The following is a 12039-nucleotide window of genomic DNA, read 5'->3' on the forward strand; positions in this document are numbered from 1 at the left end:
TGCGCCCTGCCGCAACCTCCTCGGCATGACGAAAACGACCTCGCACTCACTCGCCATCGCGGCCAAGGGGCTGCGCAAGGCCTACGCCGACAAGACGGTCCTCGACGGCATCGACCTGGCGGTGCCGGCCGGCACGGTCTTCTCCCTGCTCGGACCGAACGGCGCCGGCAAGACCACCGCCGTGAAGATCCTCTCCACTCTCATCACCGCCGACGCCGGCGAGCTGCGGGTCGGCGGTCACGACCTCGCCGTCGACCCGCAGGCCGTGCGGTCCGCGATCGGCGTCACCGGACAGTTCTCCGCCGTCGACGGTCTGATCACCGGCGAGGAGAACATGCTCCTCATGGCGGACCTGCACCACCTCTCCCGCAGCGAGGGCCGCCGCACCGCCGCCGAACTCCTCGAGCGCTTCGACCTCACCGAGGCCGCGAAGAAGCCCGCCTCCACCTACTCCGGCGGTATGAAGCGCCGCCTCGACCTCGCCATGACGCTGGTCGGCGACCCGCGGATCATCTTCCTCGACGAGCCGACCACCGGCCTCGACCCGCGCAGCCGCCACAACATGTGGCAGATCATCCGCGAGCTGGTCTCCGACGGAGTCACCGTCTTCCTCACCACCCAGTACCTGGACGAGGCCGACGAACTCGCCGACCGCATCGCGGTGTTGAATGACGGCAAGCTCGCCGCCGAAGGCAGCGCCGAGGAGCTGAAACGGCTCATCCCGGGCGGACACGTCCGGCTGCGCTTCACCGACCCCGCCGCCTACCAGTCCGCCGCCGTAGCCCTGCGCGAGGTCACCCGCGACGACGAGGCGCTGGCGCTGCAGATCCCCAGCGGCGGCAGCCAGCGCGAACTGCGTTCCATCCTCGACTGGCTGGACGCGGCCGGCATCGAGGCGGACGAGCTGACCGTGCACACCCCCGACCTCGACGACGTGTTCTTCGCCCTGACCGGCCCCACCACCATCCCCACCCAGCCGAACCAGCCCAAGGAGAACGTCCGATGAGCGCCCTCTCCCTCGCCGTCCGCGACTCGAACACGATGCTGCGCCGCAACCTCCTGCACGCGCGCCGCTACCCGTCCCTCACCCTGAACCTGCTGCTCACCCCGATCATGCTGTTGCTGCTCTTCGTCTACATCTTCGGCGACGTGATGAGCACCGGCATCGGCGGCGCCGACCGCTCCGACTACATCGCCTATATCGTCCCGGGCATCCTGATGATGACCATCGGCGGCACCGTCATCGGGACCGCGGTGTCCGTCGCCACCGACATGAACGAGGGCATCATCGCCCGCTTCCGCACGATGGCGATCCACCGCGGGTCCGTGCTCGTCGGGCACGTCGTCGGCAGCGTGCTGCAGTGCATCGCCAGCGTGGTCCTCGTCGGCGCCGTCGCCGTGGCCATCGGCTTCCGGTCCACCAACGCAACCGCCCTGGAGTGGCTGGCGGCGTTCGGCCTGCTCGCACTGTTCGCCCTGGCACTCACCTGGATCGCCGTCGGGATGGGCATGGCCAGCCCGAACGCCGAGGCGGCCAGCAACAGCGCACAGCCGTTGATTCTCCTCCCGCTCATCTCCAGCGCCTTCATCCCGGCCGACACGATGCCGGGCTGGTTCCAGCCGATCGCCGAGTACCAGCCGTTCACCCCAGCCATCGAGACCCTGCGCGGGCTGCTGCTCGGCACCGAGATCGGCAACAACTGGTGGATCGCGATCGCCTGGTGCGTCGGCCTGACCGTGCTCGGCTACCGCTGGTCGACGGCGTCCTTCAACCGCGACCCGAAGTAACGGCCATGACAGCGCGGGCTGCCTCCCGCAACTCGTCCCGCTCCAGGGCGGCGTACCCCGACACCGCGTCGGCGTACGCCGCCCCGGCAGTGTCTCCGGCGGCCGCGACCGCCTCCCGGGCGCGGTCCGCCGACATCGTCGGCTGGAACTCGCGCATCACCCCCAGCCGTTCGGCGAGCGCGATCATCCGTACGGCATCGGTGTCGCCGGACGTGAGCCCCGCCCTGCCGAGGGCGTGCAGCAGCGTCCCGAACAAGGGGAGTTCGGAGGGCGAGCCGACCGGATCGCACAGCAGGGTGCGCAGCCGCTGCCGCAGCCGGTCGACCACCTCCGTGACCAGCCCGAGCCGGCCGGCATGCGCGTGCGCCGTCACCGCCACGGACTGGATCAGGAACGCCCACGGGTCGAGCCGGGCGTCGCCGCCGCGCAGCGAGCCGGCCGCGAGCATGCGCTCCACGGCGCCGCGCCACAGGCCGAGCCCGACCTCCGTCAGCCCGCGGGCGAGCGCGATCTCGGCGCGCCCGCCGAGGTCGGGCCGGTAGAAGTCGTCCTGCTGCGGGGTGCTGTCGCTCTCTGCCTGCCGCAGCCAGTAGTCGGCCTCGTCGGTCTCGCCGCGCTGCAGACAGGCGAGGACCAGGAGCGAGCGGATGCTGATGTAGTCGTGCCCGTCGCCGAGCCGCGGCAGCACCTTGAGCGCCGCCTGGAGATGCTCGTACGCCTCCTCGCCCCGCCCCGTGCGCAGGCACAGCTCGCTCAGCCGGGAATGCACCATCAGCTGCACGGACGGATTGTCGACCGCCGCCAGTCCGGCGACCGCCCGGCGGGCCGAGACGAGCGCGCGGTCGATGTCGTGCTCGAACTCCCAGACGTAGCAGGCGACGCACTCGGCGATGCCGGAGAGCAGCGGCTGCTCGCTGCCGTCCGCACCCTCGCAGAGCTCCCGCAGCACGTCGTAGCCGGGAGGCCGTATCTCGGGGATCGCGCTCAGCACGAGCGCGGTGGCGCGCATCAGCGTGTCCGGCGGGGCCGGGGGCAGCCGCCGGAGGGTGACGAGCTGGCGTACGGCGCGCGGGCCGGAGCTCATGAATACGGTGGCCGCGCCCAAGACCGCGGCGGTGCGGGTGACTTCGACGTACTCGGGCCCGGGACGGTAGTGCGACAGCGGCGGGCCGGTGTCCGCGGCGATGGCGGCGAGGCGGGGAAAGTTGGTGCCGGTGGACCACAGACTGGCGAGGACGGCGGTAACGGCGGCGGTGGCGGGGTTGTCCGTACGGGCCAGGGCATGCCGCAGGGCCAGCACGAGGTTGTCTTGCTCGGCCTTGATCCGCTCCCAGGCGGCCTGCGCATCCGAGCCGAAGAGCGCGTCGTGGTACGCGAGCCCGAAGTCCCGTGCCCAGGCGAGGAACCGGCCCACGGCCTCCTCGTCCCCGCCCGCCTCCGCACGTCGGGCCGCGCTGAACTCCCGTACGGTCTCCAGCATCCGAAACCGCACCCCGGCCGGGGTCTCGGCGACGGTGAGCAGCGACTGACCGGCCAACTGTTCAAGAAGCAACAGCGCATCCTCGCCGAGGACCCGCTCCGCCGCTTCACCGCCAAACCCCCCGGGGAACACGGACAGCGTGCGCAGCGCCGCCCGGGCATCCTGCGCGAGCAGGTTCCAGCTCCACTCCACGACCGCGTGCAGCGTGCGGTGGCGCTCCGGCACCCCCCGCACCCCGCCGCGCAGCAGCGTGAACCGGTCACCAAGGCGGCGGGCGATCTCCGGCACCGACATCACCCGCACCCGCGCCGCGGCCAGCTCCACGGCGAGCGGCAGCCCGTCGAGGTGACGGCACAGCCCTGCCACCGCGTCCGGCGGCAGCTCCACGCCGGGCCGGGCGGCCCGGGCCCGCTGCGTGAACAGCTCGACGGAGATGCCCAGCCCCAGCTCCGGCAGTGCGTACACCGCCTCCGACGTCAGGCCCAGCGGAGCCCGGCTGGTGGCCAGCACCCGCAGGTCCTTCGAGGACGAGACCAGCGCCTGTACGAGGCCGGCGGCACCGGCGATGACCTGCTCGCAGTTGTCGAGGACCAGCAGCGCGGACCCGGAGCCGAGCACACCGAGAATGCCGGACACCGGGTCGTGACCGCGCACCGCGCCCGGCCGCCCCTCACCCGCGCCGAGCGCGGAAGCCACCTCCGCGGCCACGTCCTCGTCCGCCGTGACACCGGCGAGCGGCACGAAATACACCACGCGCTGCTCGGCCCGGCGGCTGACGGCGTGCGCGAGCCGGGTCTTGCCGAGGCCGCCGGGGCCGACGACGGTGACGGCGCGGGAGGCGCGCAGCAGTTGCTCCACCGCCGCGACGTCCTCGTCCCGGCCCAGCAGCGGGTTCGGCTCGTGCGGCACACCGTGCCGGACCACAGGCGACTCGCCGCGCAGCAACTCCTGCTGTACGGCCTTGAGCCCGGCGCCCGGATCCGTGCCGAGCGTCTCGCGCAGCTCACGCCGGTACGCCTCGTACCGCATCAGCGCGGCGGACGGGCCCGCCGTCGCCGCCAAGCCGCGCAGCAGCTCGGCGAGCACCTCCTCGTCCCGCGGATGCTCCGCGGCGGCCACGGCCAGCGGCCCGGCCGCCTCCGCGTGCCGCCCGAGCCGGGCGAGCGCGAGCGCCCGCGCGCGCACGAGCGCGCCGCGGACCGGGGCGCGCTCGGCGCGCAACGCGGCCACGGGGTCGTCGGTGCTGCCGGCCCCGTCAGGAGTGCCCTCCCACAGCGCGAGCCCGGCCTCGGCCGCGGCCAGCGATCCCGCGTGGTCCCCGGCTCTGACCCGGTCCGCGCCGGCGGCGGCGTGCAGCAGCAGGGCGGAGCTGTCGACCTGGTCCTCGGCGAGCGCGAGCCGATATCCGGCGGGCGTGCTCGCGAGGACGTCGGCGCCCAGCTGCGCCCGCGCCCTGGACACGAGGACCTGCACCGCCTTTCCCGGCCGCTCCGGCAGCTCGTCCGGCCACAGCCCGGCCACCAGCCGCTCGGTGCTGCAGCCCGTGCGCAAGTCGCCCGCGAGCAGCGCGAGGAGACCGCGGAGCCGGGGCGCGGTGATCTCCTGCCCGCGATAGGCGACACGTGGCAACAGGGTCAGGTCGGTGGTCACCCGTGCAGATTAGCCAAGGCACCGGCCACCGGAACTCCCGCCGCAGGCCGAACTCCCGCTGCCCGTGCGGCTCTGCTCCACGCGCGCCCGCCGCCGGGGCGTCTGCCGCAGCCGCGTCGACCGTTCCCGCCACCTCGTGCCGACCGTCCCTGCACCCCGTGCCGACCGCTCCCGCCTCCGCGCGCCGACCGCTCCTGCCCCTGCGGGCCAACCGATCCCGCCGCCGTGCCCGCACCCCGTGCCGCCGTGCGTCGGCCAACTCCGCCGGTAGGAGCACGTATGCGGTCCCGGGGCTGCCGGCGCCGGAAGGCCGGCCCGTGCGGTGGGCGTCTACCGTGCGGGAGCTCGCAGGCCCGACTCTTGCGGACTCAGGTCCTGTTCGACCCAGATCGTCTTCCCTTCCTCCCCGTAGCGAGTGCCCCACCGGCTGGCCAGTGAGGCGGTGATGAACAGGCCCCTGCCGTTCTCGTCCTGCGCTCGTGCGTGCCGCAGGTGGGGGGAGGTGGTGGAGTCGTCCGAGACCTCCACGGTGAGATGTTCGCCCCGGATGAGGCGGATCCGCGGATTCCCGGTGGCGTGGGTCAGCACGTTCGTCACCAGTTCGCTGACCACCAGCTCCGTGGCGAATGCGTGATCGTCCAGCTGCCATGCTTCCAACTGGTCGCGGACTCGCGTCCTGCAGTCGGCGACAGCGGCGCGGTCCCGGGGCGACGTCCAGGACACGTAGTCGTCGTGGGAGAGCCGCCTGACCACCGCGGTCAGGACGGTACCGCCTTCGCGGGCGCGAGCATGGTCGCCCATGAGCGCGTAGACGATGTTGTCGCAGGCTGCTTGGGCATTTCCCGCAGACGTGCCTGCTGCGTGCTGGATCAACGCGAAGGCGTCGTCGCCGTGCGCCGGGTGCAGCATCGAGGCCGAGTAGAAGGTCAGCAGCGTGTGCGGCTCAAGTGTGGTCCGGGACAGTTCGTAGCTGGAATGGTGTCCCAGACCGGGGCCGACGGGAACGCCGACCGGGCCGGTGGTGCCGTCCGGGGCGGTCGTCAAAGGCGGGGGCCAGTCCGCGGAGGCGGTCGCGATTCCTCCCGCGATCGGGTCGTAGACCGCGTACAGGCAGCGCGCTTCCCCGACGTGGGTGTTCTCTCCCGCGTCGGCAGATGCCTCGTCCTCCTGCTGGATGTTGTGCGTGACGTCGTCCAGGTGTGCCAGCAGTTCGTCGGGGGCCAGGTCCATCCGGGCGAGCGTGGCGAAAGCGGTTCGGAAGCGCCCTATGTCCACCGAGGCCCGCAGACCGCGCTGCGAAATCTGGCCCATGGCCAGGCCCACCCGAGCACCGGACAGGGCGATCACGTCGAACCAGTGCGTCTGGTGGGTGCCCGGGTTCCAAAAGTGCGCCGTGCGCACGCCGGGCACCTCGGGAAGGTTCTGCGGCAACAGCCTGCGCTGCAGGGTCGTCGCGGCGGTGCGCTCCCGGGTGTAGCGGCGTGCGTTTTCCATGTGGACGGCCGCCCGGTCGGTGATCTGCTCGGCCAGGGCCACGTCATGGTGATCGAACGGCGTGGTGCGCCGCCGGGCCCGGTAGAGGCAGACCAGCCCCAGGACACGGCCCTGCTGCACCAAAGGCGCAAGGATCATCGAGTGCACGCCGGCCGAACGCAGGAGCCCGGAACGGGCGGCGTCGTGCATGTGCCAGTCCGACGGACTGCCCCGGGGATCGACCAGGCGCGGCTTCGTGTCCGCCAGCGCCTGGCTGTACGGGGTGGGGTACGCGAAGCGGCTCGGCTCACCCACCGCATACAGGCTCGTGAATTCCGCGACGGAGACGAACGCCGCCCGGCGCAGGGGAGTGGTGCTGCTCAGCGGAGGCAGCGGGGCCTGTTCGCCGTGGAAGACGGCCTCCACCAGATCGACGGAGGCCGCATCGGCGAACTCCTCGGTGGCGACCGACGCCAGCTCCTGCGCCGTCTGCATCACGCCGAGTGTCGTTCCCACCCTTTTGTCCGTCGCGGCGAGCAGTCGCTCCGCGTCCTGGGCCCGCACACCCTCTGTGACGTTGTGGATGACCGTCGCGGCCCCCACGACCGCCGCGCCCTCGCCCAGCGGAAGAGCCAGCACGGAGTAGATCTTCTGCCCCTTCCGGACGTCCCGTACGACGACCGGGCTCGCGTCGGCGGCCCGTTCGGCCTTCATGACCTCCACGAGCAGCGGACTGAGCTGAAGCGTGTAGTCGAGCTCTGCCGCATTCTGGCTGATGACGTCATCGGCCGGCAGGCCCCGGATGGCGAGGGAGGCGGCGTTGCTGCGCAGAATCGTCAGTTCGGTGTCGTACAACTCGAGACCCGCGATGGCGTTCTCGAACGCCGACGGCATATAGGCGCTCTGCACCCGAGCCGTCCCGGGGCTGGCCGCCGATCCGACCGCGGAGATCACGGTGCCTTCGCCGCTTTGCCAGGCGTCGAACTGGACCACGGGCGTGCCGTCCTCCGCGCTCGCCTCCAGTATGTCCCCCAGCACGTCCAGAGCGGACTGTCCGACAAGGCCGTCAAGAACTGCCTGCGGGGTCCCCATGCCACGCACGGCAGTGATGAATCCGCGGGCGTCGAAGCTGAACGAACGCCTGCCGGCCACCCCGGACCTCCCTTCATGTGATGCCCGCCGCCAGGCCCGCAGCGGCTCCCCACCTCGATATCACGCTGCGTATCGAAGACAGCACCAGTTGTGGAGAGGGCCCTCCGGCATCACGACTCGTGGGGACACAACGAGCGGGACCACAGCGCTCGCTGTTGCGATGCCCTCGCCCCACCATTGTCCGGCTCGGGCCACGCGCACGCACCTTCCGCACGAGCCCGCAGACGTTGACTCCCCGGAGATGTAGTAATGCCACTCGTCGTTGGTGGGGCGCCAGTGCAGTCCCGGATGGCGCCGGGGGCGATCTCCACCAGAGCGCGATGTACAGCTCGGACGTCGGGATCGCGGAGAAGTCCTCCTCGACGACACCGAAGCCCTTGGCCGACACCGACCCGGGCGTGTGCGCGAACCAGTCGCTGATCAGTCCTGCTGTCCTGGGGGCTGTTCAGCAGGTGTCTTGCCGGCGAGCACATCCTTGAGCCGCTGCGTACCGAGAGTGACAGCCTGCTGGGTAGAGTCGGCCTCGGTGCCGCCAAGCCCTCCGTTCGTCACCGCGATCGCGTTGGTGCCGACACGAACGGCGGCAAGATCAAGCGTCATCGTGGCGGCTTTGCCACCCACCGGGCCCTGAAGCGTCAGGCGCAGCCCCTGGCGAGAGTCGCCGGCCTTCGGCAGCGAGGTCTCGATGACCTGGGCAGTGCGGGTGCTTCCGTCCTTGCCCGTCACGGTGAACTGGTCGCACTTCACCGGCAGCGTCTTGAGCCAAGCCAGCGACGAGTCCAGTTGCCCACGGTCATGGTCGGCGACCTGATAGAGCATTCGGGCGCCGTCGCTGCCACCGGAGAAGCCTGCCACCGCACTTGCCCCGGAGGGCTTGCCCAACAGCGCGTCACTGTAGAGCACGTCGAGCAGCTTCTGGCAGTCAGCAGCGGTCGTTTTGCTGTCGGTGAAGAACTGGGCAGCATCCACCTTGCCGATGAGCAGCGAATCCCGCCAGGTGGCGGCATCGTTGACCCGCGTCCAATTGCCCTCCAGATCCGTCGCGTTGATCAACGCGGTTTCCGCCGCGCCCTGGGTCAGAGCTTCAGCGGAACTGGATGACGTAGAGGTCGCTGCGTCGCTCCCTTTCGAGCAGGCCCCAGTGGCCAGCACGGCGCCCGCCGCCAGGGCCAGGGCGAGGAACCGGGCAGCGCGGGGTGGGTGACGAATCATCGCCGATGCCTCCTGAGGGACTCCCAACAGCACACTTCTGTCCCACTGCATCACCGCCCCTCCCGCCCCACGAGTCCTACAACCCGTATGGGTGGCAGTTCCCCCTCACTCCGCGCGTTCGCCCGTACGGAGATGCGACCACCCTCCGCACGGCTCAGACCTCCTGCTCCCGCAGGCGCGCAGCGGAGCGGCGAGGCGTACCAAGGGCTGGTGGCCGCGGATGATCCCCCCCGCCGGACAGCCGTACGCTCTCGGACTGGCATGCGGACGCCCATAAGGCCCCCGGCCCCCTCCCGCGGAGTGGGCACCGACACTCCCTGCGCGCGCGGCAGGAGGCCACGGAGATGTCCGGCCGCTCGCGGCAGCACGTGCGCCCGGTCGGCATGCCCCGCCTTGCGGGGGCCACCGTCTCCCAGCAGCCTGTTGGACGGGGGCGGCGAGAAAGGGAGCCCTGCGATGACCCAGCATCCGCCCACGGCGCCGCTCGACCGGCCGGTGGTCGGTTCGTACCCGACCTACGAGGGCGCCCAGCGCGCGGTCGACTTCCTCTCCGACAGCAAGTTCCCGGTGGAGCGCACCGCGATCATCGGCTCCGACCTGCGGATGGTCGAGACGGTCCTCGGCCGGCTCACCCGCGGCCGGGCCGCCCTGGCCGGCGCGGGCTCGGGAGCCTGGTTCGGCCTGCTCATCGGCGTGCTCCTGTCGCTGTTCGCCGCGGGCAACCACCACGTCCTGGTGCTGATGATCAGCGGCCTGTTCTACGGCGCGATCTTTGGTGCGCTCTTCGGCTTCGCCGGCCACGCGTTCACCGGAGGCCGCCGTGACTTCGCCTCCCGCAGCCAGATCGTCGCCGCCCGCTACGACGTGGTCGCCGAGACGGAGGTCGCGGAAGAGGCGAGGAATCTGCTCATCAAACTCGGCTGGCGCGAAGGCTGAGCAGGACGGCCGCTGCGGCCGCACGGTCCGGCACTGGACGGTGAGGACCCGTCACCGGTCCATGAGACTGCAGACGGTGAGGGCGAGCGAGGCTCCGGCCACGGTCAGGCTCGCCCGGACACCGACCAGCTGTCAGTCGTCGGCACCGGGATCCACAGCCAACTTGACCCGGCCCAGGAGTGGAGTGCGACCCGCTGGGGCTTGCGGAGCCGTACCCTCTGCCGGATTCCATGGAGTTCCTCCCGCCTGCCTCAGGCAGGCCGCCCACTCGACCCGATCAAGCCTCGCCGCCGAGAAGGCTCATACCCCGCGGGACCGACGCCCGCAGTTCCCTCATCAAGGCGCGCACGACAGCGGATCCGGCCAGTTCGGAAGTGGTGACATAGCCGACCTGGCGTGTCGGGCGCCCGGGGCCGAGGTCAGTGATCCCGACCGAGTCCGGTGCTCCGACCAAGGACAGCGCCGGCATGATCGCCATTCCGTGACCCCCGCTCACCAACGAGAGCACCGCTCCGTCGTCCTCCGCCTCGACGGTTGCCTTCGGGATCCAGTCCTGCGCAGCCCACCAGCCGCGGGTGTACGAGCCACAGTTCTCGGCCCAGTCGACCAGCGGCAGCGAGCGCGGGGCGGCGTGACCCGTCGCGTGCACCAGCGCATACGGCTCTTCAAGGAGCCCGGTCGCGACCAGACCCGGTGGAAGCTGCACGGAGCCGCCCAGTGTGGCGATGGCGATGTCGGCCTTCCCGTCGGCCACTTCGCCCGCAGTGCCGCGACCCACCTCGCGCACGATCCGCACCCGCGGCTCGATCCCGGGGTGCCGGGCGCGCAGCCGCTGCAGGACGGCCGGCAGCAGGTGGAGAGCCGCGCTGCGGAAAGCCGCGATCCGCAGCGGCCCCTGCGCAGCATCGGGCCGGGCCGCGCCGCGCGCCTCGGCGGTCAGGACGTCGAGCAGGCGCAGGACGCGGCGGGCGTACGCGACGGCCTGCTCTCCGGCAGGGGTGGGGCGGGCGCCGGTGCGGCCGCGCTCGAAGAGAACGGCACCGATCCTGCGCTCGCTGCCGCGAACCGAGTGGGAGACCGCCGACTGGGTCAGACCGAGGGTGCCGGCCGCGGCCGAGAAGCCGCCGCTGTCCGCGACCGCCACCAGGACGCGCAGTTCCTGCGGGGCGAGATCGGAGTCGGTCGTACGGGCCACGGGGCGCTCACCTCGACGTATGAGAACTGCTCATGGAACGGTGTGTCGCATGAGCCCAACCGGCTGCCCAGGGGGCGCATTCCCGCCCTACGGTCCGGTCATGAACGAGACCGCGCTCACCGTGCACCAGATCGCCCGCCCCCACGGCTTTCCCACCGCCGAGTGCTTCGCCTTCGTCGAGTCCGCACTTCCCGGTCCCGCAGCCGGCAGCGCGCTCGTGGAAAACCTCTACTGGTCCGTCGACCCCTACCACCGCGAGATGATGGACGACGTGCCCGGCGGCTTCGCGCTCGACGGACCGCTGGAAGGCCGCACCATCGGGCGCGTCATCGCCTCTCGTACGCCCCGGCTGGCCGAGGGCGAGATCGTGTTCCACCGGCAGGGCTGGCGCACGCACGCGGTGGTCACGCCCGAGGAGATCCGACAACTGCCCCGCTTCGACAAGGTGCCCCTGACCGCGTACTTGAGCACCCTTGGCGGCACCGGCCTGACCGCCTATGTGGGTCTGACCCGGATCGCCCGGCTCCAGGAGGGGGAGGACCTGTTCGTGTCGGCCGCCGCGGGCGGGGTCGGCACGGCGGCCGGGCGGTTCGCCAGGCTGCTCGGCGCCGGACGGCTCGTGGGCAGCGCGGGCTCGGCGGCGAAGGCCGCCCACCTCACGCGGGAGGTGGGCTATGACGCCGTCTTCGACTACCACGACGGGCCCGCCGCCGACCTGCTCGGCAAGGCCGCGCCGGGCGGCATCGACGTGTTCGTCGACAACGTCGGCGGCGCGCAGCTGGCCGCCGCGGTGGGAGCGCTGCGCGAGTTCGGGCGCATCGTCCGCGTCGGCACGATCAGCCAGTACAACACCCCCGACGCACCGCCGCCGCGCTTCAACTACGCGGACATCGTGGAGAAGAGCCTTCGCATGGAGGGCTTCCTCATCAGCAACTACCGCGACATGCAAGAGGAGTTGTACGAGTTCGCGGTACCGCATCTGCAGAGCGGCCGGCTCGCTCTGGACGAGACGGTGGTTGACGGCTTCGAACACATCGTGGACGCATTCCTGGGAATGCTGCACGGCAAGAACACCGGCAAGATCATCGTACGAGACCGCACACAAGCCCGCCCGGAAACCGGCACCCAAACTCCGGTGTCATGACGGGAATCC

Annotated in this window: 8 protein-coding genes; 4 read left to right on the top strand and 4 right to left on the bottom strand. The window is 71.4% G+C overall.

Annotation, left to right across the window (positions count from 1 at the left end; all coding sequences use genetic code 11):
- Nucleotides 1-25: 25 nt before the first annotated feature.
- Both ACZ7M3_RS34430 and ACZ7M3_RS34435 read left to right on the top strand, forming a co-directional pair.
- Nucleotides 26-1006, top strand: a complete 981-nt coding sequence (locus ACZ7M3_RS34430) for an ATP-binding cassette domain-containing protein (RefSeq protein WP_472068490.1) — start codon at nt 26-28, stop codon at nt 1004-1006.
- A complete protein-coding gene (locus ACZ7M3_RS34435) occupies nt 1003-1788 on the top strand; it encodes an ABC transporter permease (RefSeq protein WP_095850152.1) in 786 nt (261 codons plus the stop codon). Before ACZ7M3_RS34430 ends, ACZ7M3_RS34435 begins: the two co-directional genes overlap by 4 nt.
- Here the strand turns inward: ACZ7M3_RS34435 and ACZ7M3_RS34440 are convergent.
- From ACZ7M3_RS34440 to ACZ7M3_RS34450, 3 genes are all read right to left on the bottom strand, one after another.
- Entirely contained in the window at nt 1769-4918 is a 3150-nt protein-coding gene (locus ACZ7M3_RS34440; RefSeq protein WP_472068492.1) for an ATP-binding protein, read from the bottom strand. The two genes, ACZ7M3_RS34435 and ACZ7M3_RS34440, sit on opposite strands and share 20 nt — an antisense overlap.
- Before the next feature lie 330 nt (nt 4919-5248).
- On the bottom strand, nt 5249-7543 hold the full coding sequence (locus tag ACZ7M3_RS34445; protein WP_472068494.1) for an ATP-binding SpoIIE family protein phosphatase: 2295 nt from the start codon (nt 7541-7543) through the stop codon (nt 5249-5251).
- Between the two features lie 420 nt (nt 7544-7963).
- Entirely contained in the window at nt 7964-8755 is a 792-nt protein-coding gene (locus ACZ7M3_RS34450; RefSeq protein ID WP_472068698.1) for a hypothetical protein, read from the bottom strand.
- Nucleotides 8756-9211: 456 nt separating this feature from the next.
- On the opposite strand from ACZ7M3_RS34450, the gene ACZ7M3_RS34455 reads away from it, so the two are divergent.
- A complete protein-coding gene (locus ACZ7M3_RS34455; protein ID WP_452981894.1) occupies nt 9212-9691 on the top strand; it encodes a YflT domain-containing protein in 480 nt (159 codons plus the stop codon).
- 277 nt (nt 9692-9968) lie between these two features.
- On the opposite strand, the gene ACZ7M3_RS34460 is transcribed toward ACZ7M3_RS34455, so the two are convergent.
- Nucleotides 9969-10886 carry a LysR family transcriptional regulator gene (locus ACZ7M3_RS34460; protein WP_472068496.1) on the bottom strand — a complete coding sequence of 306 codons (918 nt, stop codon included), beginning with the start codon at nt 10884-10886 and terminating at the stop codon, nt 9969-9971.
- Nucleotides 10887-10986: 100 nt separating this feature from the next.
- On the opposite strand from ACZ7M3_RS34460, the gene ACZ7M3_RS34465 reads away from it, so the two are divergent.
- Complete coding sequence (locus ACZ7M3_RS34465; protein ID WP_472068498.1) at nt 10987-12030, top strand: zinc-binding dehydrogenase; 1044 nt, start codon at nt 10987-10989, stop codon at nt 12028-12030.
- Nucleotides 12031-12039: the final 9 nt, after the last annotated feature.

The organism is Streptomyces sp. NPDC111656, from assembly GCF_055656965.1.